This window comes from Thermogutta terrifontis (assembly GCF_002277955.1).
Lineage (GTDB): Bacteria > Planctomycetota > Planctomycetia > Pirellulales > Thermoguttaceae > Thermogutta > Thermogutta terrifontis.
The window spans coordinates 3,596,201-3,619,846 of the sequence record NZ_CP018477.1; the positions used below are offsets into that span (position 1 = coordinate 3,596,201).

At 56.6% G+C, this 23,646-nt stretch carries 16 protein-coding genes; 12 read left to right on the forward strand and 4 right to left on the reverse strand.

The genetic code is table 11. The features are described 5' to 3' along the window. Positions 1 to 326 precede the first annotated feature (326 nt). The 5 genes from THTE_RS13300 (at position 327) to THTE_RS13320 (ending at position 6,659) form a co-directional block, all read left to right on the forward strand. Positions 327 to 3,413, forward strand: coding sequence for a hypothetical protein (locus THTE_RS13300; protein ID WP_157732094.1), 3,087 nt, complete (start codon positions 327 to 329; stop codon positions 3,411 to 3,413). Positions 3,414 to 3,504: 91 nt separating this feature from the next. Further along, positions 3,505 to 4,539, forward strand: a complete 1,035-nt coding sequence (locus THTE_RS13305; protein ID WP_095415888.1) for a tetratricopeptide repeat protein — start codon at positions 3,505 to 3,507, stop codon at positions 4,537 to 4,539. Between the two features lie 259 nt (positions 4,540 to 4,798). Further along, positions 4,799 to 5,641, forward strand: a complete 843-nt coding sequence (locus tag THTE_RS13310; RefSeq protein ID WP_095415889.1) for a MotA/TolQ/ExbB proton channel family protein — start codon at positions 4,799 to 4,801, stop codon at positions 5,639 to 5,641. An 81-nt stretch (positions 5,642 to 5,722) separates the two neighbouring features. Beyond that, positions 5,723 to 6,163, forward strand: a complete 441-nt coding sequence (locus tag THTE_RS13315; protein WP_095415890.1) for an ExbD/TolR family protein — start codon at positions 5,723 to 5,725, stop codon at positions 6,161 to 6,163. 1 nt (position 6,164) lies between these two features. After that, on the forward strand, positions 6,165 to 6,659 hold the full coding sequence (locus THTE_RS13320) for an ExbD/TolR family protein (protein WP_095415891.1): 495 nt from the start codon (positions 6,165 to 6,167) through the stop codon (positions 6,657 to 6,659). Between the two features lie 210 nt (positions 6,660 to 6,869). On the opposite strand, the gene xerD is transcribed toward THTE_RS13320, so the two are convergent. Together xerD and THTE_RS13330 are read right to left on the reverse strand one after the other, a co-directional pair. After that, complete coding sequence (gene xerD, locus THTE_RS13325) at positions 6,870 to 7,808, reverse strand: site-specific tyrosine recombinase XerD (protein WP_095415892.1); 939 nt, start codon at positions 7,806 to 7,808, stop codon at positions 6,870 to 6,872. Positions 7,809 to 7,989: 181 nt separating this feature from the next. Continuing rightward, complete coding sequence (locus THTE_RS13330) at positions 7,990 to 8,685, reverse strand: hypothetical protein (RefSeq protein WP_095415893.1); 696 nt, start codon at positions 8,683 to 8,685, stop codon at positions 7,990 to 7,992. Positions 8,686 to 9,278: 593 nt separating this feature from the next. Here THTE_RS13330 and THTE_RS13335 point away from each other — a divergent pair. The 5 genes from THTE_RS13335 (at position 9,279) to THTE_RS13355 (ending at position 16,785) form a co-directional block, all read left to right on the forward strand. Then, entirely contained in the window at positions 9,279 to 10,886 is a 1,608-nt protein-coding gene (locus tag THTE_RS13335; RefSeq protein WP_157732095.1) for a transglutaminase-like domain-containing protein, read from the forward strand. Between the two features lie 240 nt (positions 10,887 to 11,126). Continuing rightward, positions 11,127 to 11,702, forward strand: coding sequence for a cob(I)yrinic acid a,c-diamide adenosyltransferase (locus tag THTE_RS13340; protein ID WP_095415895.1), 576 nt, complete (start codon positions 11,127 to 11,129; stop codon positions 11,700 to 11,702). A 485-nt stretch (positions 11,703 to 12,187) separates the two neighbouring features. After that, positions 12,188 to 13,627, forward strand: coding sequence for an ammonium transporter (locus tag THTE_RS13345; protein ID WP_237260146.1), 1,440 nt, complete (start codon positions 12,188 to 12,190; stop codon positions 13,625 to 13,627). A gap of 58 nt (positions 13,628 to 13,685) precedes the next feature. Next, positions 13,686 to 14,027, forward strand: coding sequence for a P-II family nitrogen regulator (locus THTE_RS13350; protein ID WP_095415896.1), 342 nt, complete (start codon positions 13,686 to 13,688; stop codon positions 14,025 to 14,027). Positions 14,028 to 14,292: 265 nt separating this feature from the next. Then, complete coding sequence (locus THTE_RS13355; RefSeq protein WP_095415897.1) at positions 14,293 to 16,785, forward strand: [protein-PII] uridylyltransferase family protein; 2,493 nt, start codon at positions 14,293 to 14,295, stop codon at positions 16,783 to 16,785. A 12-nt stretch (positions 16,786 to 16,797) separates the two neighbouring features. Here THTE_RS13355 and THTE_RS13360 read toward each other — a convergent pair whose 3' ends face one another. Both THTE_RS13360 and THTE_RS13365 read right to left on the reverse strand, forming a co-directional pair. Continuing rightward, entirely contained in the window at positions 16,798 to 17,304 is a 507-nt protein-coding gene (locus THTE_RS13360; RefSeq protein WP_095415898.1) for a hypothetical protein, read from the reverse strand. Positions 17,305 to 17,500: 196 nt separating this feature from the next. Further along, complete coding sequence (locus THTE_RS13365; protein WP_207651716.1) at positions 17,501 to 18,373, reverse strand: sugar phosphate isomerase/epimerase family protein; 873 nt, start codon at positions 18,371 to 18,373, stop codon at positions 17,501 to 17,503. A 594-nt stretch (positions 18,374 to 18,967) separates the two neighbouring features. Here THTE_RS13365 and cimA point away from each other — a divergent pair. Beyond that, positions 18,968 to 20,581, forward strand: coding sequence for a citramalate synthase (cimA, locus tag THTE_RS13370; RefSeq protein WP_095415899.1), 1,614 nt, complete (start codon positions 18,968 to 18,970; stop codon positions 20,579 to 20,581). Next, complete coding sequence (locus THTE_RS13375) at positions 20,556 to 23,639, forward strand: valine--tRNA ligase (protein WP_237260147.1); 3,084 nt, start codon at positions 20,556 to 20,558, stop codon at positions 23,637 to 23,639. Before cimA ends, THTE_RS13375 begins: the two co-directional genes overlap by 26 nt. Positions 23,640 to 23,646: the final 7 nt, after the last annotated feature.

Here is a 23,646-nt window from a genome sequence, read left to right on the forward strand (position 1 = left end):
GAAAGAAGTCACACGTGGGGATTCGGCTATTGTCACCGGAACATTCGTTCGGAAAAAAGGCCACGCGACAACTCAGGTTTTCATTCTGACATTTTTACGGCCTGCTCGGGAGCGACCTGGTTCGTTCGTGGGGAGGGATTCTATGCCCTGTACAGGTCGTTCCGGAGCGAGACGACGGGATTCAAATCGGACGCCCATGACGCAGTTGAGGGAGTGGCTTTTCTACCACCACCAGATGTGGTAGTAAGAAATAGGGAGCCGAATCTGCCCTCTCTTTTTTGTAATTGCGTTTTCCGCCGCAGGAACTAGGAATGGAGGCGGAGGATATGCTGTTGAGGAGAATCTGTCTGGCGCTCGTCATCGGCCTGATGGTAGGTGGCAAGGCCAGTGAGGCGTTGAGCCAGGAGTCGGATATACACCGGCGTTTTCTGGAAGCTCTCAAACTCCGGGGGTATTTCGACACGGCCGTGGAATATCTTGACATGCTGGCTGGTGATCCCTCATGCCCTCCGGAATTGAAGGAGATGATCGACTACGAGGCGGGCAAGGCGCTGCTGGGGGCAGCGCAGGCCTCACGGGTAGCCCAGACGCGCGAACAGCTTCTGACGGCCGCAGTCGCCCGGCTCAAAAAGTTTGTTCAGGAACATCCCCAGCATCCCGCGGTGCCCGAGGCAACCGCCGAGATGGCCCAGGCCCTCATTGAGCGAGCGAAGGGGCTTCTGGCCACAACTGAAGGAAAAAGCGATCAGGAGGCCGAGCCCGCGCGTATGGAAGCTCGCAAACTCATCGAACAGGCGCGGCAGGAGTTCGAGGTGTTCAAGAAAGCGGCCTATGATCGGGCCAAGGAGTTTGAAAATAAGGTCATCGACCGGGCCAATGCGGCGCTGGTCAAGGAGCGGGATGAAGCGAGGGCCACGTATCTGAAGTCCCTGATTTATTCGGTGGGGGCTCTCTACCAACTCGCGCAAACCTATCCGCCGTCCAGTAAAGAGCGGAGCGACCTTCTCAAACAGGCGGCCGCCGAATACGAAAAAATCTTCAACAAGTACCAAAACTACGCAGCCGGAATCTATGCCCGATTCTACGAAGGTATTTGCTACCAGGAATTGGGCCAGGACATGCAGGCGGCCGACATCTTCAAGGAAACGTTGACCGTGCCCGGTGATTCGCCCGAGGTGCAGCGCCTTCGCACGGAAGCACTCGCACGCCTGATTCAAATTTATCGGAAGAATAACAACCACCAGGCAGCGGTGGAAGCCGCCGTGCAATGGGAAGAGTCGGTGCGTCCCGATGTCCGCGATTCAGAATGGGGGCTCAACCTGTTATATGAAGCGGCACTTTCAGCGCTGGAATTGGCCCAGGCGGCAGATAAGGCGAAAGACGCACGATCAGCACAACAGCACCGCGCCACCGCTCGGCGTTTCCTGGAAATCGTATCCCGGGCCCCCGGTCCGCGTCGGTTGGACGCTCAGTCGAAGCTCGCCGAACTCACCGGGGTTCAGGAGAATTTAAGCGTCCAGGATGTCCAGACGTACGCCGATGCAAAAGCCCGTGGCGAGCTGGCCTGGGGACGGTTCCTCGGATTGATGGCCCAACTTCAAAAAGGAGAAGGGGATGCCAAGCAGCTTCGCGACGAAGCGACAAAAGCGAGAGATCTGGCGATCACGTTTTATCGAAAGGCGCTGGGGCTTTACAAGAATCAGCCCCTCGAGGAAGTGAACCTGATGCGATTCCAGATGGTTTTTCTGCTCTGGGATGCCGGGCGCTATGAGGACGCGGCGGTTCTGGGGGAATTTCTTGCCCGCCGGTATCCCCAGAGTGCTGGTTCACAAAAGGCTGCCGAAATTGCTGTCAAAGCCTTGCGCAATCTCTTCATCGAGGCACGCAAGCATGGACAACCGGCGGATGCTGAGCTGAGCCAAATGCAGTCCCTGGCCGAGTATGTGTTGAGCCAGTGGCCGGACCAACCAGAGTCCGGAGAATGCGTTCTGACACTCCTGGAGAGCTTTCTGGATCTCGATCAGCTTGAGGAGGCCAAAGCGTTCTTGAATCGGCTTCCCGAGAATTCACCCAGTCGTGCCCGGGCAGAATTGCGGATCGGTCAGGTTTTGTGGATGCAGTACGCGAAAGCTGCAACGGGGCGTGAGGAAGGAACCGCTCAGGCGGATACGCAGGCCCTGCTTGCGGACGCCCAAAAATATCTCGAGCAGGGCGTCCAACGAATTCGCGCCAACACGCAGGGAGTGACGGTTGATTACTTCCTCGAATACTCGGTGTGGCTCCTCGCTCAGCTTTATGTTAACACCGGGCGGACAGATGATGCCATTAAACCTCTGGAGGATCCCACGATTGGCCCCCTGGCTTTGATGCGCAGCAACCACAGCGCGGTGAGTTTGCCGAAATTCAAGGAAGAAATTCTCAAGACCGCCCTGCGGGCTTACGTGGGAGCTCAGAATTTGGAAAAGGCATTTCAAATTCGTGATGAGCTGGAAAAACTGGTGGCAGGGAGCAATGATGCCGAGGCGACACGACGTCTGACCCTGGTGTACGTGGGGTTGGGTAGGCAACTGGAGGAACAACTGACCCGGCTTCGCAATGAGGGGAAGACCGAAGAAGTGGATAAAGTGTTGAAGGGCTTCACGGCGTTTCTCGAGGCCATTCAGGAGCGCTCGGAAAGCGTCGATTTTCGGGCCCTGAACTGGGTTGCCGAGACATTTCTCGGACTTGCCAAGGGACTGGATCCAGGAGGTCCCACTGTCCCCGAACAGGCCAAGGAGTACTACACCAAAGCCATGCGGACATACCTTGAGTTGATTGATAAGTGTCAGAAAGATCCGCAGTTTGGTCCCCCAGACGCGACGACTGCTCTTAAGGTGAGGCTGGCCAGTGCGCTGCGTGGTCTTCGTTTGTACGATAAGGCTTTGGCCATCATCATCAATGTGATTGACAAGGAGGGAAAAGAGAATCGACTGGATGCTCAGCTTGAAGCCGCCCAAATTTATCAGGAATGGGCCGAGCAGCCGGGTAAGGAAGAGTATTACGAGTACGCGATTCGCGGGGGGTATGAAAAGAACGGGCGGTATCTCATTTGGGGATGGGGTGGAATCGCTCGCCGGGTCGCGGTCAACTACGCAAAATATCAGGACATTTTTCATCAAGCCCGATATAATCTCGCTTTATGCCGATTCAAGCTGGCGCAGAAGCAGACGGGTCCAAAGCGCCAGGAACTCCTCAAGCAAGCCGTGCTCGACATTCAGCGTACTTACCTTCTTTATCCAGAAATGGGCGGCAAGGAATGGTATGCCCGATATGATAAGCTGGCCCGGACGATTCAGCAGATGCTGGGAGAAAAAAGCCCGCAGGGATTGCGAGCTTTTGAAGGGGAGACCAAGGCAAAAACCACCGCGTCCTGAGAGCGTTGTTTCCAAGGAGGTCCCGTACAGGTAGAAAGGCCAACGGAAAAACGTGCATAAGCATGATTTAAGTATTCGGGAGCGTTCCGCCATGCGTGATGCGTTCAAAAAGACGGCCATCTTCTTCGTAATCGGTGCGATGTCCCTCTTGGGGAGTGTGACCGCCCGGGGGGATGTCGTACGGGTGGGGAGTGAGACAATCCGAGGAAAAGTCACTCGCATGACGCAAACAGAGGTCGTCGTTGATCAGGGGACAACGTCTCGCACCATCAGTGTCAATCAAATTCAATCCATCGAATGGGATGGAGAGCCGGCGCTTCTCAAGTCGGTGCGGGCGGCATTCGAAGTTTCTCGCTACGAGGACGTCACGAGTATCCTCGATAAAATCAAAGTCGATGATTCGACACGACCAGAGGTTCGGCAGGATATTGAATTCTATCGTGCAGCCGCCGCGGCACATCTTGCGCTTGCAGGTTCCGGTTCGATCGACGATGCGGGTAAATTAGTGGCGAACTTCGTCATCAATTACCCCAACAATTATCACTACTGGGAGGCGACCCGCTTGGTCGCTGAGTTGCTCCGAGCGAAGGGGAGTGTCGATAAGGCGGTCGAATACTATCAGTTGATTGCTCAGGCCCCCTGGCCGGAATACAAGGCGCAGGCGGGTGCGGCCATCGGCTGGGCTTATCTGGAAGCCAAAAAAACGGATGAAGCCGAAAAAGCCTTTGATCAGGTCATTTCCTTGCAAATTTCTGGAGATGACACGCCCAAGCTGTTGGCCATCATTGGCAAGGCGAGATGTCTCGTCGCTAAAGGACAGACGGATCAGGCCATTTCTATGATTCAGGAAATTCTCAAACGGCCCGATCTGGTAGAAAACGCCGAGACCATGGGCCGGGCTTATACCGCGCTGGGGCTGGCGTATCGGCAGGCGGGACAGATCAAGCAGGCGATCATGGCGTTCCTTCATGTGGATTTGATTTACTTTCGCCACGCGCCCTCTCACATCGAGGCACTCCAAAATCTGGTGCAACTGTGGCCGCAAGTCCAGCATCCCGAACGCGCGGCTGAGGCTGCACGAGTGCTGAAGGAACAATATGGGCGAGAGGTAACTGTCACCAACTGACCGAGTGTTGCGCCTGGCCCAGAGGAGACGGGTTTCCGTGACTGTGGATTGGGGGGAGCCGTGTTTACTCTCTGAATCGAGGTTGTGTAAACTGGATCAATAACCGTGATGACGCCAAGGTTAGACGGAAAAAGACGCTGCGGCTGGCCCGCCGTCCCTGTCATCACGGTCGTTTCGCCGAAAGAGTATCCGGAACAGAGGTTTCCAGAGGTGTTCTATCGGATGTGCCAGGTCCAATAAGCCAGTGACGGAGGATTTCATGCGACAGGGTTTCTTCTCGACGTGGACCGGGGCAGTTGTGGCGACACTTGCCGGTCTGACGCTGTTTTTAGGGGTGGTGCCATACTTTCCCAGGTTTGTGGAGCGGGTCGCTGCGGCTGAGGAGGCGGCACCGGCAGATGATCAGTTGCCCGAAGCGGCCCCCGCGGCACAGGGGGCAGGCGCCCCGGAGACCGAGGCAAGACCCCAGGAAAAATCCGTGCTGCGTTGGTTTTTTGAGTCCCTTGGCTGGACATACACGCTGGCTTTTTTGACGATCTCCTTCTCCTTCGTGGCCCTTTTGGTCATGAATCTGGTGTCGTGCCGTCGAGAGGCAGTGATGCCGTCCGCCCTGATCGATGGCTTCGAGACACTTTTTAACGAGAAAAAATTTCAGGAAGCCTATGAACTGGCCAAAAACGATGATTCGTTCCTCGGGCAGGTGCTTTCGGCGGGGCTCGCCAAGCTGTCAGCAGGTTATTCCCAGGCCATTGAGGCGATGCAGGAAGTCGGTGAAGAGCAGGCCATGCGAATGGAGCACCGATTGAGCTACATCGGTCTGATTGGCACGATCAGCCCGATGGTGGGACTTCTGGGAACCGTGGACGGTATGGTGCGATCGTTCAGCGTTATCGCCAACAGCACCACGACACCAAAGCCGTCCGAACTGGCTCGGGGTATTTCCACCGCGCTCATCACCACACTGGTGGGCTTGATCATCGCCATTCCCGCCATCATTGCGTACGGTTTCCTGCGGAACCGTATTGCCCGACTGGTGCTCGAAGTAGGAATTGTGAGCGAAGGTCTCATGTCCCGATTCTCGACCGCTGCACCTCGCAAGTGATGAGGGATTTTTGACGCGGCAGAGCGGTTGACAACCGGATCCAGCCGAGGTGGAGGGCGGCTTTAAGCGGAGTGGTTGCTCATGCGATACAAAAGAGGTCGCCAAATTCCAGACGCTGAAGGCGACATGACGCCGATGATCGATATGACGTTTCAGTTGATCGCCTTCTTTATGATTTTGATAAACTTTTCGGAAGGCGATCAGAATCAACTGATTCGGCTTCCCGCCAGCGAATTGGCCAAGCCACCCGACACTGCCCCTGCCTGGCCCATCACGCTTCAGATGACCGCTCGGGGGACCGTCTTCTACGGGGTGGATGAGTTCACAATGGAGAACCTCCGACCTGTGTTGGAGGTGGAGAAGGAACTGATTTCTCGCCGGGGCGGCGACTTCCGCAACACGACGATCATCATTCGAGCAGACCGCTACGCCAAGACTGGCCGTGTCCAGGAGTTGATCCGGCTGTGTCAAACTGTGGGATTTGAAAAATTTACCCTCCGCGCAAAGCAGGAGAGTCCATAGCATGAAGTTCCGTGGATCCGGCAAACATACCGGGGGAAAGATCGAGCTGATGATGACGCCGATGATCGACGTCGTCTTTCAGCTTCTGACGTTCTTCATCATGACATTCAAGATCACGGCCCCTGAAGGCGACTTCTTCATCAAGATGCCGCAAGCCGCGCCCAGTGCCGGGGTGCCGTCGGACCTGCAGTTACCGCCGATCAAGGTCCGTATGACCGCGGGGGCTGGAGGCGAGCTCGCTGGGCTGTTTCTGGCGGAACGACGACTCTCGAGTTTTGCCGAACTCCGTGATCAGGTCCGCGCTCTGGTGGGGGACGCTTCCGGACCCGGAGGAGCGGGCGATGCCGAGGTGGAGCTGGATTGCGATTACGACCTCCGCTACGAGTATGTAATTCGAGCCATAACCGCGGTCTCGGGCTACATTGGCCCGGATGGTCAAATCGTCCGAATGGTTGAGAAAATCAAGTTCGCGCCGCCTCACAAAGAAGGATCGTGAGGTGCGTCTGGTGTTCCGCGGGGAATTACTTATCCTATGACAATGCCCAGAAAGGGTAGTTTCCCTTTTTAACAGGTTTCCGCCAAAAATTAGGAAATCTTTCCCCCTACTCCCAAATGCTTGCACCGCGGCTGCTTTGACTGTGAGTCAACTTCAGTTACCCGCATTCTCTTCAGATTGCCAACTGGCTTTGCCGCTCAAAACGGTGGATCAACCCCGCGGATGGAAGCGTTTGTGAATCGCCTTCAGGCGTGTGTAATCGACGTGCGTGTAGATCTGTGTGGTAGCGATCGAGGCATGTCCAAGCATTTCCTGGACGACGCGGAGGTCGGCACCCCCGGCGAGAAGGTGGGTGGCGAAACTGTGCCGCAGCGTGTGAGGACTAATATCCGGTGGCAGACCTGCCCGAAGGGCGTAGAACTTGAGAAGCTCCCAAATACGCTCACGGCGAAGCCGCTTCCCCCGGTATGATACAAAGGCCCAGGGAGGGGAGGGCACGACATTCTTAACCAGGAGGGGACGCTCACGTGCCATGTAATACTCAAAGGCTTCGATGGCCCGCTGCCCCAGCGGGACCACCCGCTGCTTATTGCCTTTGCCCCGACAGATGCAGTATCTATCGTTCAGGTGAACGTCCTCCAGTTTGAGCTGGGCGACTTCGCTCACCCGGCAGCCTGTCGCGTAGAGGAATTCCAGGATGGCCCGATTGCGCAGGAAACACTTGTCATAGGGCCGGGGACTGGCCAGTAACGCCTCAACCTGTTGAGGAGAAAGCACGCTGGGCACCCGCTCCCAGACTTGAGGACTGTTGAGCAGCTCGGCGTGATTGTGCTGAAGAATCCCTTCCAGTTGCAAGTAGCGGAGGAAAAGACGCAGGGAAACGAGATGCCGAGCGAGGGAGGTCGGGGCCAAACCCCGCTCATGCAGCCAGCCCACATAGTCCGAGAGGTCCTGAATGCCGAGCGAAGCGATACTCCGCCCGCCCAGCCATTCGGTGAACCGGCGAATATCCCGGGCGTAGGCTTTCACGGTATTCTCTGCGAGGTGGCATTCGGCCGACAGATAGTGAGCGAAGGCGTCCTGCCAAGCTATGGTGAGACGCTGAGAGTCGGGACGCTGGGGAGTCAGCTTTCTCCGTGCGGGGCTCATCGGCGGGAGCCAAACATCCGGCGCAAACGGCAGACCAATGATTTAGAAAGACGTCGCCTGATCACGGATTTCGGCAAATTGAGTGGTTGAATCTCGCCGGCGCCAGACGGCTCGATAGGACTGATAGGTCCGGTATTTTCTGCCCAAATCGCGGAATCTGCAGCGGCATCCTCGATGCGGGTTACACGTAGCACCCTTCATCCATGCCGAGATACATCTTCAGCTCTTCGAAACGTCTGGCGTAGTACTCGGTGGAAGAATGCACGTGTTCCGCTTCTGTTATGAATCGGATCTGCTCGTCATTGGGAATTCCGTGACCCTTGAGGATCCGTTCAAACGAGCGGAGATCCGATCCGTAGCAGATGAGGAGCTTGTGCTCGTCGAACTGGACTTCCAGGGGAATATCCGGGTTAAGAACTGCCACGCCGGTACAACCGTCGTTAAGAAGTAGATCTTCGAATTCCCAGAGGACACTCTTCAGTACCGGCATGTCGATGTCTTCGCGGTAGAGGTCGTGATGGCCCGGCCGATCGCGGTTGTGACTCGTTTCGAGGACTACATCCACCTCATCACCCAGTGGGTCGAGTAGCTCCATGAACGTGTCGAAAAGCCGTTCTTTCGACACGGACGCCATGAGGACGGGAATGACCGTTTTCCCGTTGTCGCTGCGGTAGATATCGTGGCGATATCCCTCGCGGGGAACCACCTGGAGGTCGTAGGAAGGGCGAATGGCATCGGTGAGGGTGAAGTTGCCGTATTTGGCGATGCGGAGATGGGCTTCCAGCTCCTCCTCGCTCAGATGTTCGAAGCTGCTCCGGAGTTGTGCCTGAGAGCCTTCACGTAAGACGTTTCTGATGAATTTCTTAAGGAAGCCCATCGCTGCGTTGCACCCTCGTATTTCCGGAAAATCTTGCACAATCTGCTGTTGCTGAAGTCGTAGGTCTCCAAATCAACTCCGGGAATACCGGCACCGCTCCTGGTCATCTGTTGTGGGATTCCTGTTCCCCCGCCTTTAACCTAGTACATTTTTTGACGGGACCTGGTGCTGTTCCCTCCCAATCCCAGCATCTTTTTTGTCGTGAACCCCCTATAATCTGCCCTTCCTCGAACTCCGCGAATAATCGCGGTGAAAAGCCCTGCGGAATCCAGGCCGTTGAGCGGCGGCCACCGCTATCGCCGCATGCCTGGTGGCATTCCGCGACGAGTTCTCTAGAGGAACTCTAGCATTAAAATTGATAGCGTGCGGCCGCGAGATGGCATTCCCGATCGCATTTCGCAGGCGTGTTGTACGCGGCATACCGTACGGAAAAGCTCGGTAACGTGAGAAGTTCGCATCGAAGGGCTAAGGAAAACCGAACGGGCCAATTGTGCGCAGGTCGGCGCAACACGGCTCTTTACCTTTCCTGGGGAAACGTTTGAGATTTGCCGGGGCTTTGGGTGGCGCTCTTGCGAAAGTTTTTTGAGGCAGACATGCGTAATCGTGCTGAGAAACCGCCGCGCGGAATGCCCACTGCAATCAAGAATTGGTGCGGTCGCGTTGTAGGGGAACCCAGGCCGTGGGTTTTCCTCATGATGATTTGCCTGTTGATTGAAGTAATCCCCGTCGGGTGCGTCGGCCAGGCCCAGCCCTCGGCGGCATCAGCCAGGACCGCACAGACTCCGGCAGGTTCGAAACCCTCTCAACAGGCGCGGGAGTTGTGGTATTTGCAATCGCTGTTTGGCGAGACTGTTGGTTACGAGCGAATTTCCGTGCGATCCGTGGACGATCCATCGCCGGCCTTTCGCAAGGTAGAAGGAGAAGTGGTGCTCCGCGTGAAGAGAATGGGAACCCCGGTTTCGGTAGTGACGCGGTACCGAGCCCTGGAAACGTGTGAGGGTCATCCCCGCGAGTTCACAGTCACGGTCGAACAGGGCAAAGCCCTCGCGGAATACCGCGGTCGAGTTGATGGCAAGCAACTGGTGGTGGAAACGATCGTGGCGGGAAGAACGGCTCAACAAACTTTTGATCTTCCGAAGGACTGCCGAGGCTTTCTGGGACTTCAAGACTGCCTTTGGGAAAAACCCATGCAGCCCCACGAAGTCCGGGAGTTTTCCTGCCTTATGCTGGGAGTGAACGGAGTGTGCTGGGCGAAGGCCCACTCCCGCGATTTCGAGGTCATTCAGCTTCCGGAAGGTAAATCCCGAGTTCTCCGGATAGAAATTACGTACACGTTGCCAGGCAAACAAAGAATAGAACAGACTGTTTGGGTCGATTCCTCAGGCACGATTGTCAAACAGCGGATGGACTCCCCTCCGGTGGATGCTGTCCTTGTGACCAGGGAGCGTGCTTTACAGGAAAGGTTTTCTTCTTTGGACCTCATTGAGGACATTCGCATTCCAGCTCGTGCGCCGGAAGATTTGAGAGGAGCACGTCGCGCAGTGTATCACATAAAGGGGCAGATCGAAGGACTCGCCGAACTTTTGGCGAGTGGAACCAATCAGCAGGTCCGACCGTTAGCCGAAGGTGTTGTGGAGTTAACGGTGACACTTCGGCGGCCCCGCGGTATCACGGGAAGTTGTGCTGAGCAGGCGACGCGTGACGAGATGGAGCCCAATTTATGGATTCAATCCGATGCATCCCAAATCCGTACCATTGCCGAATCATTTGCTAAAAATGCCAACGAACCTTCCGAGTTGGCTGTCGCGTTGGAGCGCTATGTCTTCCAAACTGTGAAGAACCGAGATTACAATCAAACGTTTCTTTCCGCACTCGATGTGCTGAACACGAAAGAGGGTGATTGCACGGAGCACGCCGTGTTGCTGGCCGCGCTGGCCCGGGCCTGTAATATTCCATCGCGGGTGGCAGTGGGGCTCGTGCACCACCGGGATGCGTTTTATTACCACATGTGGACGGAATTACTTGTTAATGGTTGCTGGATAGGTTTCGACGCCACGAGGGGGTATGGAGGCATTGATGTCGGCTATATCAAATTCGGACATGATTCACTGGCCGGGGCCGACGCCATGGCTGCCTTTCTGCCCATGACGAAACTTCTTGGTCAAATCAGGATCGAGATTGTCAAACTGGAGCGTGACTGATGGCCTGGTCTTATTGCGCCCCGGGGGCAGATCCATCGTACGTAGTGAGGCAAGGGGAGGCGGCAATGTTCACGTGTTTCACGTGGGCTGAGCCAGTTTAATAGACCTGACCGTGCGGCGCAATTGCGAGCAAATCTGAGAATGGCGACGGTAGGATCGTTGAGTCATGTGGGTGAAAGTAAATGGGGCCAAAGGCAGATGTTCAATTGACCGTTCTTGAGTGAAGGAGTGAGATCTTTGATGGGAGCCAAAATCTACACACGCTCGGGAGATTCCGGCGAGACCGGTCTTTACCGAGGTCCACGCGTGGGAAAGGATTGCTTGCGGATCGAGACCTGTGGGACCATCGATGAACTCAACTCTGCGATCGGACTTATTCGAGCAGAGAGGATCCCCCCACGTGCGGACGCGCTTTTAGCCACAATCCAGAACTGGCTTTTTGAGCTGGGAGCCGAGGTCGCGACTCCTGATCCCCAGCGTCAGGGCACGCAATATATCACGCCGGAATATGTCCGCGAGCTCGAGGAAGCCATCGATCAGCTCGACGCCGAACTACCGCCCCTCGATCGGTTTATTTTGCCGGGGGGAGAGCGTGCGGGAGCGCTGACGCATTTTGCCCGGGCTGTGTGCCGGCGAGCCGAGAGGCGTTTGGTTGCCCTCGTTCGGGAAGGGCTCGAATTGGGAACGCCGCTTTCGCCGGTTGTGCTGGCATTCATCAATCGTCTCGGTGATTTTCTCTTCGTGCTGGCCCGGTGGCTCAATCACCAGGCGGGCGTGGTGGAACATCCCTGGGAACCACCCCCGCGAAAAGCATGAGGGAGCCCAGTCACACACCGCTTTTTCTGACGCCAAGAATCTGTATGCCGATGACGTGTGCATTGCCTGCGCAAAATCAGTGCAATAGGACCTTGTTGGCCGACTGAAACGCCGCATTTGATTGCGCATTTTGGCAATCTCCGGCTCGAAAATATCACGGATTTAGGAGTGTATAGCAACCTCGTCCTCTTGCGTGATAAGAATCTGCGCATCTGTGCTTAACAAATGGGCAGGCGTCGTGCCGGTGATGTGGACCGCCTTATGTTTGGGATGGTGGATCCCGAATTCTTGCTCGCCCCCGCGAGTATTTCGCCCGGAATGTAACATTCGACGGGCCAATGACTTGCGCAGGTCGCTCGAACAGTGACGAGCTTGCACAAGGAAAATTAGTCGGCATTTTCCCGTCGATGGGCACAGCGGTTGCAAATCCCCTCTTGCGAAAAACGATGTGCTGTGTTTCGACCTCAGCAGGAAAGGTGATCGGGGTGATTCGAACAGTCTGTGCGCTTGTTCTGGCAGTGGCCAGTTGGTTTTGTCTGTGCGTTGATCGCCCGTTGATGGCGGAGATAGCTGAGGGGGACAGGCCGTTCCAGTCCCTCTCGGTGGATGAGCGGTTGGAAATCCTGGCCCAATCATCCCTTGCCCGCGACGACGAGGGGAAGATCACCTCCGCGAACCTTCGTGGAGAAGTAGACCTTTTGTGGATGTGCATTGCGGCTTTTCTGGTGTTTGCCATGCAGGCCGGTTTTGCCTGTGTGGAAATCGGCTTCACTCGGGCAAAGAATGCAGCCAATATCCTAATGAAGAATTTGCTCGATTTCTGTGTGGGGAGTTTGCTGTTTTGGGCTGTCGGTTTCGGCCTGATGTTCGGGAAAAGTAATGGATTGTTCGGCACTTCGCACTTCTTTTTCCATGGGGAGAAGAGTTACGACTGGGGGTTTCTCATTTTCCAAACGGTGTTCTGCGCGACAGCCGCCACTATTGTGAGTGGTGCCGTGGCGGAACGGATCCATTTTCACGCTTATCTCATCTATTCCGCAGTCATCAGTGCCCTGACGTATCCAATTTTTGGAAGCTGGGTCTGGGGAGCGGCTTATCAGGGGACGAGTTGGCTGGGGAACATGGGATTTCACGATTTTGCTGGCTCCACAGTGGTGCACTCGATTGGTGGTTGGGCCGCCCTGGCTGGAGCCCTGGTGCTTGGGCCGCGGCTCGGAAAATACAGGGCAGGACGAATTGTTCCGATTCCTGGTCACAACATTCCGCTGGCCGGGCTGGGGGTCTTTATTCTCTGGCTGGGATGGTTCGGATTTAATCCGGGGAGCACGCTGAGCATTGGCGGCGGGCATTTTGCTTACGTGGCCGTCACCACGAATCTCGCCGCTTCGGCAGGAGCTATCGGTGCACTGATTGTCTCGTGGTTGTGGTTTAAAAAGCCAGATCCGTCTTTCGCGTTAAACGGCGCGCTGGCGGGACTGGTGGCGATCACGGCAGGTTGCGACGTCATCCCAGCGTCGTATTCAGTTCTCACGGGAGCGGTGGCGGGAGGCCTCGTCGTGATTTCTGCGGTCCTCCTCGACCGAGCAGGGCTCGATGACCCTGTAGGCGCGGTCTCTGTTCACGGGGTGTGCGGGGCGTGGGGGACACTGGCGGTCGGGCTCTTTGCGACAGAAGGTGGCCTCCTGACGACCGGCGAGGTTCATTCGCTCCTGGTACAATTGCTGGGAATCTTGGTGGCCTTCCTGTGGTCGTTTCTCACGTCTCTGGCGCTCTTTCTCGGAATCAAGTACACGGTCGGCCTGCGGGTGGACCGAGAAACGGAGTTGCGAGGTCTGGATATCACCGAACACGGCTTGTTCGCTTATCCCGAGCAGTTTGTCATCGAGACCGGTCCTACAGAGGTGGTTGGGAATCTGGGAAAATGATGTCATCGACGCTCGAGCGCCAAGTGGCATCCTTGTCGCGTGAGGAGTTTTTGCAAACATGAAAAAGATCGAAGCGATTATCCGACATTTCAAGCTTGAAGACGTCAAAGCGGCCTTGACCAAGGAAGGAATTCAGGGGATGACGGTCACGGAAGTCAGAGGCTTTGGGCGTCAGAAGGGCCATACCGAAATCTACCGCGGGGCGGAATACAGCGTCGATCTTGTCCCCAAAGTTAAGATCGAAGTGGTGGTGCCGGACGCTGATCTGGACAGGGTGATCGATACGATCATTCAGTCTGCTTACACGGGCCAGGTGGGCGACGGTAAGATTTTTGTGAGCGAAGTCGCTCAGGCGGTCAGAATCCGCACCCGGGAGACCGGTGACCAGGCACTTAAATGAGTTGCGTTACTGAAACGTATCTCCACTCCACCTTGCAAAATCCTGCTACAGGGAATGACGCGTTTTCGCCGTGCGAATGCGTTTAGGAAAGATCGGCTCGTTTGCGGCGTTACTCCCGACAAGGGGCCAATAAAAGAGCAAAGGATCTTTGCTGTCGGTGTAGCGGCTCTTTCCCGTGATTCATCCACTTATCGCGCAACTTCGCGAACAACTGTGGAACGACACACTCTCGATAGCAAGCGAATGCTTGAATAGGAAATCAGGTGTGTCGGTGGGACGCCGACTGGCGGCGCTCTGGGAGAGCGTGGTCACCAGGATGTGGGCCCACGAATGGGAGGTGGCCGGCGCCGACGAAAAATCCACGGGCGGCTATGCGCTGTTGGCTCTGGGGGGATTCGGCCGGAGTATCGTTGCACCCTACTCGGATATCGACCTTTTGCTCTTCACACCTGGTCGCGCATCGCCTGTTCTGCGGACTGTTTCTGCCGGTTTCTACCGGGACGTATTCGACCTGGGTTGGCAGGTCGGGTTCTCTGCCCATACTAGCAGAACGGTTACTCGCCACATTCTGAAAGATCCTCAGTTTCTCACGGCCGTGCTCCAGGCCCGATTGCTCTGCGGAGATCTCGACGTTTTCCGGCACTTTCACCAGCTGCTGGAACGAACTGTCCGGCGGTATGGGGACCAGCTTCTTAAGGACGTGGTGCGGGCACGAGATGTCGAACGGGAACGATACGGGCAGACGGTGTACATTCTTCAGCCAAATGTCAAGCGTTCCCCCGGGGGGCTACGCGATCTGCAACTGGTTCACTGGGTGCAGCGGTTCGGGGAACTGGGAGTCGAACTCTCCGAGGTGGCCACATTGGACTCCGAGGACGCGGCAGCTCTGAGTGAGGCGGAAGACTTTCTCTGGGCCGTCCGGCAGTGGCTGCACTGGCGTGCGGGGAGAGCTCATGACGCTCTCACGCGAAGTGATCAGTGGCAACTGGCAACGACGTGGGGCTATTCCGGAGAACACAACCTTCTCCCTGCGGAGGTTTTCATGCGGGACTACTTCCGTAAGACCGAGCACGTATTCGCTGTGGCCCAGCGTTTTTCCGAATGTGCCCGGTCGTCTCAACGAAGACGAAACTTCCTGGTAACCTGGTCCCAGAACGGCTATCTTGTAGAACGTGGTGAGTCCCTCGTGATCACGGCGGCAGGCCAGGAGGCGCTTGCTCGGGGCTGGGAAGTGCTCTTGGAACTCCTGGAAACCAGCCAGCGTGTGAATCGGCCGTTGGACTGGACGGTCTGGGACACCATCCGTCGCCATGTGTGCGCTCTGAGCAGCCCGATTCCACCGGAGATTTTCCGTCGCTTCGCAGGGCTTTTTGAATCTCCACACCAGCTTGCTCATGTTCTGCGAGGTCTTCATAAGGTACGATTGCTCGAGCGATTTATCCCGGCGTTCGAACATACGCGGGGCCTGCTCCAGTTCAATCAGTACCATCATTACACGGTGGATGAACACAGTCTCCGGGCAGTGGAAGCAGCAACCGCCCTGGCGGATACCTCCGGATTACTAGGGGATACTTATCGGCGGATTGCCCAGAAGAAAATCCTTCATCTCGCGCTCCTCCTGCATGATTTGGGCAAAGGGCTAGGCTCCGATCATTGCGAAACGGGTCGCGCTATTGCGCGGGAGGTAGGAGAACGTCTGGCTCTTTCCGATGAGGAGCAGAATGTCCTGGAGTATCTGGTTGGCTCTCACCTGCGGATGAATCATCTCTCATTACGCCGCGACATCAGCGATGAGCAGCTTGTTGTCCAGTTTGCCACGGAAGTGGGATCGCCAGAGATTCTTCAGATGCTGTACGTGCTCACGGCAGCGGACCTTATGGCGGTGTCTCCGGACAATTGGACGGCGTGGAAGGCAGATCTCCTGGCAGAGCTATTTCAGAGGACAGCGCGGTACATCTCCGACTCGGGTGACATTATTCTTCGGGAAAATGATCTGGAAGACCGCCGTCGGGCCGTTGCCTGTGCATTGGGTGAGGATGCCCGTAAGCCGTTTTTCAGCCGACAATTGGCGGAACTGCCGGGAGGACTGCTTCTTGCTGAAGATGTGACGAGCGTGGTTTCCGATCTGCGATGGCTGGCTTCGCTGGGTGATACGCCAGTTGATATTCGAGTTCAGTATCGTCCCGATAGCGACACTCTGTTATGGAATATCGCCACTCGGGAAAACGTGGCACGCGGTGTTTTTCACAGGTTGACGGGGGCGTTATCGAGCCAGGGGCTGGAAATCCTTGCCGCCCAGATTTATACCCTGGCCGACGGGTGGATTCTAGACAAATATGTTGTTCGTGATCCGAATTATCAGGGTGAACCACCTCCGGAGCGCATCGACGAAATTAACGAGGTTATTCGCCAGTCACTCACCCAACCGGAATTTCAGCCGGTCTTCGTTCGGCGGTGGGAGGTGGGTCGGCAGGCCCTGGCCGGTGTTCCTCCCGCACGAGTTCGCGTTGAATTCGACAATCATTCCCATTCTGAATTCACGATCATTGAGATTTTCGCCAACGACCGCCCTGGACTACTCTACGAAGTCTCGAGGTTTCTTTACCAGGAGAAGTGCTTCATCTGGCGAGCGAAAATCGGAACATTTCTCGATCAGGTGGTGGACGTGTTCTACGTGACCGATCAGGAGGGGCAAAAGATCGTTTCCAGTGAAAAGCTGGGACACATGCGGAGCGGGCTACTGGCAGTGATCCAGTGAACCTCGCCGCGATCAGCCCGATGGCGACGCTGCACGTGACGTTCCGGATGTCCCCGAGCCTTCGCAGGGTGTCCACCGAGAAAGGAATCGACATCCCACGAGAATCTTGGGAACCGGCTGGCCTAAGTCCGGAAGATCTTCCTCTTCGAAGACATCCTCTGCCTCCTGGAGGACGATATCTCCGTTGGGGTAGAGGAGAACCGGGGCATAATGGGCGACCTCGGCCAGCACGTAAATCCTTTTTTGCGGGCACTTGAGCTCGACCACTAGCTTGCGAAACGGCGGAGGCTCATCGAGGAAGAACGCAATGCCCCCCTTGTTGAGATCGAAGCAGCGGACGGTGATAAAGTCACCTTCGCTGGGCGACTTGTCCACCCACGGGGCGATGCGTTGTTCGGTATCGAACTCCATCCGCGGGCGAATCCGCCGTTCTTGAAGGGAACGCGCGTCGGAGCGCATCAATATGCGGTTCACCAGTTCGTAGAAACCCGCATCGCTTTGCGCTTCGAACGTCGGCATCACCGGTTTCCCCGCAAATAGCTCTTACCCATTGGCGGGGGATCGCCAAACCACCTACGGCCTGAAACGGGTCTCGGCGATACCCCTCAACATTGTCTAGCTTACGGGGCGGCAAAAGTCAAAAAACTTTGCCAAATTGGGATACAAACCGGCGATAGGCGATGCCCGTCCGTGCGTCAAAAAGTTGTCTCGACCCTCAGCTGCTCTCCCGCGACGTGTGAAAAAGGGATCGCAAATAGCGTGCATTTTCGCGGTAGCAATCGACGATGGACCGTCCTTTGACGGTGGCGGCCTCAAGGATGAGCCAGTCTGTATAGCCGATTTCCTGAAGGACGTCACGAATCTTTGGGAAGTCGATGGGACCTTGTCCGAGGAGATGGTCATACTCCTTGGTGTGGACCTGACAAATCCGTTCTCGACCGAGCCGGCGTAATTCAGCGAAAATGTCGTAACCGGCGTAGTGCATGTTTGCGACATCGTAGTACACCTGCACGGCTGGTGATCCCACAGCATCCAGGATTTTGAGGTGGTCATCGACGTTGAGCATGCTTTCGATGCCCAGAATGACGCCCGCTTTCTCAGCCTTGGGGGCCAATCGCTTCAGCCTCCGAATCACTTCCGCCTGCAGGTCGGGTTGGTTCCGGATGTCTCCTTTACCGAAAAACGCGAGGAGTACGATTTTCTGGCCCATAGCCGCCATTACGTCGATGCAGTCTGACACCCATTCTTCGGTTCGCGGGTCGCTGGCAAAGGGGATACTGTTGAGGATCCCCATGGCCAGGGACGCGATCTTCACGCCAGTTCGCCGGGAGGCCTCCTGGTATTGCTGGCGAACCTCCGGCTTGCGGAGATCGAACTCCTCACCGGGGGACCCGAAGCTGACCTGAACCCCATCCAGACCGATTTCCTTGGCCACTTCGAACGCGCGAGGGGTTTGTCGTGCCCCCAGAGACCAATCGCACGCCCCGATCGGATAGGCTGGGGCTGATTCGGCGAACGCCCGGTGGCCAGTAAACCGCCACGCAACGGCCCCACACAAACCGAGCATCAATCGACGTGAAATCCGCATCGTTCAACCCTTTCAATTGGAGCGAAATAATGATTCTCCTGCGATCGGTCTTGGAACGCGTATCAGTGTAGCGTTAACGGACAGCAGGGACCACCCGGCCTGCCCTCCAGATACGGACCTGACAAGCAGGTCCCTCCGAATATGGACATGACACGCGCGTCCCTCCGGGCTGAAGCTTGCACCTGCCGCCGGTGTTGTGGAGGTCCGTGCCACTTTCCAGCAGCAGAAAAGTGGGGAATGACTCACTCGTCGGGCGACTTGCCGATTCGGCACGGTGGGTTATACTTTAAGGAGTTACCACGCCAGGAGTTGAAAACCGTGTCTGCGAGTCAACCCCTCTCAGCCGTTGATTATCCGCGCTGCGACGTCCTGAGCGTCGCCGCTCGGATTATTGGCATTATTATTGGCTGAGCAGGGGGACCGTGGGCCGGTAGTTTTTCAGAAACATCCCAAAGCCCTGAGGTCCCCAAAAACCTCGGGGCTTTTCGTTTTTGCCCACCGATCAAAACAAATCAACGAGAACCCACAAATTCCCAAGATTTTTTACGTTGCGTTTTGACACGGCCAATCAGCAGAAAGACCAGGAGAGACCTTATGCGGAGGATTGAGATCTACGACACGACGCTCCGGGACGGGGCGCAGGGGGAGGGGGTGAGTTTCTCGGCTTACGACAAGCTCCTGTTGACACGGCGGCTCAATGAGCTGGGATTTGATTACATTGAAGGGGGGTATCCGGCCTCAAACGATAAGGACTTCGAGTACTTCCAGAAAGTGGCACAAATCCCCCTCGATAGATCTACCGTCGTGGCTTTCGGGATGACCCGACGGAAGGGTCTCGACGTGGCCCAGGATTCGGGGATTAAGTCCCTTCTTGAGGCGGGCACGAAAGTGGTCACGATCGTGGGAAAAGCCTCGGCTTTTCAGGCGGAGCAGGTCCTTCGCACAACCCGCGAAGAGAACCTCGCAATGATTACCGATACAATCAGTTATATTCGCTCCCAGGGACGGGAAGTAATCTTTGACGCCGAGCACTTTTTCGACGGCTACAAATACGACAGCGACTACGCGCTGACAGCGGTGCGTTTAGCTGCGGAAGCTGGTGCTAAAATGGTCGTTCTGTGCGACACCAATGGGGGCAGTATGCCCGAGGAAGTAGCGGAAATCACAAGGAAGGTGGTGGAGCTGTTGCCGGTCCCGGTGGGTATCCATTGCCACAACGATTGCGATGTGGCGGTTGCTAACTCGCTCGCGGCCGTGGATGCAGGGGCAAGCCAGGTCCAGGGGACAATCAATGGCTTCGGGGAACGCTGCGGGAATGCCGACCTGATCTCCGTCATTGCAAACTTGCGACTGAAAAAAGGGTACGAGGTGCTGACGCCCGACGCCCTTCGCCATCTGACGGCCCTCTCCCGATTCGTTTACGAAATGGTGAATATGCCCTATCGAAACAATCAGCCATACGTCGGAAGGAGCGCTTTTGCCCACAAAGGGGGGATGCACGTTAGTGGTGTTTCCCGAGTTCCCCAGAGTTATGAGCACATTGACCCGCAATTAGTAGGAAATGAACGCCGAATCCTTGTCAGTGAGTTGTCGGGGCGCTCAAACATCATGGCGGCCACGGCAAAATTGAATATTCAGGCGGACCCAAAACTACTGGAGAGGATTCTGGCCAAGGTGGTGGCGAGAGAACATGCCGGGTACCAGTACGAGGCGGCCCAGGGATCTTTCGACCTCTTGGTCAAACAGTGCCTCGGGACGTTCAAGCCGCACTTTGAGCGACTGGCCTATCGCGTTAATATCGAAACAGAGAGTGACGGCCGCATTGTGACTGAGGCCACTGTGAAAATTCGGGTAGGAAACGAAATCCGCCACGAGGTGGCCGAGGGCGATGGCCCCGTGAATGCCCTTGACGCGGCGATGCGGAAAGCGCTCAATGGGACCTTCCCCAATCTTGCCAAAATGCATCTGGTGGATTACAAGGTGCGGGTCATCAACTCAGAAGCGGGGACCGCGGCTGGTGTGCGGGTAATGATTGAAAGCCGCGATGAGACCGATTCCTGGGGCACGGTCGGGGTAAGCGAAAATATCATCGAGGCAAGTTGGATTGCTCTCGCCGATAGCTACGAGTACAAACTCTGCAAGGACGAGGAACGAGAACAGCAGGCAAGGGAAAAGGTGGAAAATGTCGGAGCAAGCCGCGAACGGTAATCAGACATCCAGTTTCATGAAGGATCTGACAAAGCAGTACGACCCCAAGGTGGCCGAATCACGGTGGTATCCTTTTTGGGAGTCGCGCGGGTATTTTCATGCTGATCCGGATCCCAGTCGCACGCCCTATACCATCGTCATTCCGCCACCGAACGTTACTGGTGCACTTCATCTCGGCCATGCCCTCAACAATACACTTCAAGATATTCTCATTCGCATGAAGCGGATGCAGGGTTTTAATGCCCTGTGGATTCCCGGGACCGACCATGCGGGAATTGCCACCCAGGCGGTTGTGGAGCGTCGGCTTCTGGCCGAAGAAGGCAAGACGCGCCACGACGTGGGGCGGGAAGGACTGGTGGCGAGAATTTGGGCCTGGAAGGACGCCTACGAAAAAAGGATCCTGGATCAGCTCAAGCGGATGGGCTGCAGTTGTGATTGGCGGCGGACACGTTTTACCCTCGATCCCATTTGTGCGCGGGCGGTACGCCATACCTTCTTCCGCCTCTTTCGGGATGGACTCATCTATCGGGGGCGACGCCTGGTGAATTGGGATACGCTTTTGCAGACGGCCGTTGCTGACGACGAAGTGTTCCACGAGCCGGTGCCCGGCCATTTCTGGTATTTCCGGTATCCCGTCATTGATCCTCAACCCGGCGAGCCGCAATATGTGACGGTGGCGACGACCCGACCCGAAACAATGCTCGGCGACACCGCGGTGGCCGTCCATCCCGATCCAGAAGCGGCCCTGGATAAGGCTGAGCGCGAGTTGCGGAAGCGGCTTAGCACGGCCGGTGAAAAGGAGCGCATCGAGCTGGAACGTGAACTGGAGGATCTGCGAAAGCGGCGGCAGACACTCCTGCCCACACTCCTCAAATTGCGAGATATGGCCCGAGCGGGCCGAAAAGTGCTGCTCCCCCTGCAGAACCGTCCGATTCCGCTCATCACCGATATTTGGGCCAAACCGGAAATGGGAACCGGTTGCGTGAAGATCACTCCCGCTCACGATCCCAACGACTACGAAGTGGCGCTGCGGCACAATTTGCCGATGATCAATATCCTCAACCTCGACGGGACGCTCAACGAAAACGCGGGCGCTTACAAGGGGCAGACAATCATGGAGGCCCGACAGAACGTGGTGGCGGACCTGGAGAAGCTCGGACTGGTTGAAAAGGTCGAAGAGCGGATCATCGACCTGGCCCACTCAGATCGGTCCAAGACCCCGATCGAACCCCTGCTCACCGATCAGTGGTTCGTGAAGATGGAACGCCTGGCCCAGATGGCCATGGATGCGGTCATCGAGGGGCGGGTCCGGATAATTCCACCCCGCTACGCGAAAACATATCTCGACTGGCTCAGTGAAAAGCGGGACTGGCCGATAAGCCGGCAACTCTGGTGGGGCCATCAGATCCCTATCTGGTACTGCGATACCGCCACCGAGAAAGAGTTGGAGGCCGCATTCGCGGGACGGGATGACGTGGTATGGCGCTGGGATGAGGAACATCGCCAGTGGCTTATCTGTGCCCTGGAAGATCTCCCTGCAGACGCTGTTCCCGGTCACACATTGCGTCGGGAGGAAGACGTACTGGACACGTGGTTCAGCTCCGCGCTGTGGCCGCACTCCACTCTCGGCTGGCCGGAAGATACGCCCGAGCTTCGCTATTTCTATCCCACGAACACGCTGGTGACCAGCCGAGACATCATCACGCTTTGGGTGGCGCGGATGGTGCTGGCCGGGCTTTACAACGTCGGAGAAGTTCCCTTCAGAGATGTGTACATTCACCCCAAAATCCTGGACGGTTACGGGGAAGGAATGTCCAAGTCCAAGGGGAATGGTGTTGATCCCGTGGACGTGATGGAAAAATTCGGGGCGGATGCGCTCCGCTACGGCCTGGCGTATCTGACCACGGAAACGCAGGACATCCGCATGCCGGTGAGTTTCGAGTGCCCGCACTGCGGCCAGCTCATCGAGCAGACCCGCGAGAATAGAATTCTCCCGCGCATCACGTGCCCGCATTGTAAAAAACCGTTCGCCACGCAATGGGCGGAAAAACCGGAGGACAAGGCCCTGCCGCGCGGCCCGGTCGTGAGTGAAAGGTTTGAACTGGCCCGCAATTTTTGTAACAAACTGTGGAATGCGTCGCGGTTTGTCCTTCTCAACCTGGAAGGCTTTTCCCCGGGGACGGTGCGGCCAGACGAAATGTTGTTGGAAGATCGCTGGTTGCTGAGCCGCCTGGCGACGGTGGTCCAGCAGGTCACGGATCATCTGGAGAATTATCGCTTTTCGGATGCGGCGCGGACCCTCTACGATTTTGCCTGGGACGAATTCTGCAGTTTCTATGTGGAAATGGTTAAGGTTCGGCTGCAAGCTGCGGAAAGCCGACCGCCGGCGCAGCGGCTGCTCGTCCACGGACTCGACACACTGCTGCGGCTTCTGCATCCGATGATTCCGTTCCTCACGGAGCATGTGTGGCAACTGCTGGGGGAAGCAGCACCGATTCGCGGCCTGCCGGAGCCAGCCCAAGCGGCCGAAAGCATTATGATCGCGCCCTGGCCGGTCGCTTCGCCGGGAGATCAAGACCGGGCGATCGAAGAGCAGTTCCGCCGCTTCCAGGAAGTATTGAAGTCCCTGCGTGAATACCGCATGCGTAACGCGATTCCCCCAGCGGAAACAATGCAGGTAGAGATTGTCGCTCGGGAAGAGGTGGCGAGCCAACTGCGTGCAATGTTGCCGTATTTCCAGACCATGGCCCGGGCGGATGTTCAGTTCGTGGATGAAAGCGAGCCGGGGCTTTCCACGGTCGTGTATGTGGGGGATGGGGCGACGGTCCGCGTGAAACTTTCCGAAACAGAGCGGAGCCGGGAAATTGCGAGAAAGCGCCAGGAACTGGCGAAATTGGAGGCCCTTATCTCGCAGAAGCGGAAGAAGTTAGAAAACCAGGCCTTTGTAGAAAAGGCCCCCCGCAACGTCGTGGAAAAAGAACGGCAATCGCTTCGCCAACTGGAAGAACAGTACGCGGCGGTTTCCCACGTGATCGCCCAGTTGGGTGGAACGACGTAGATTCACC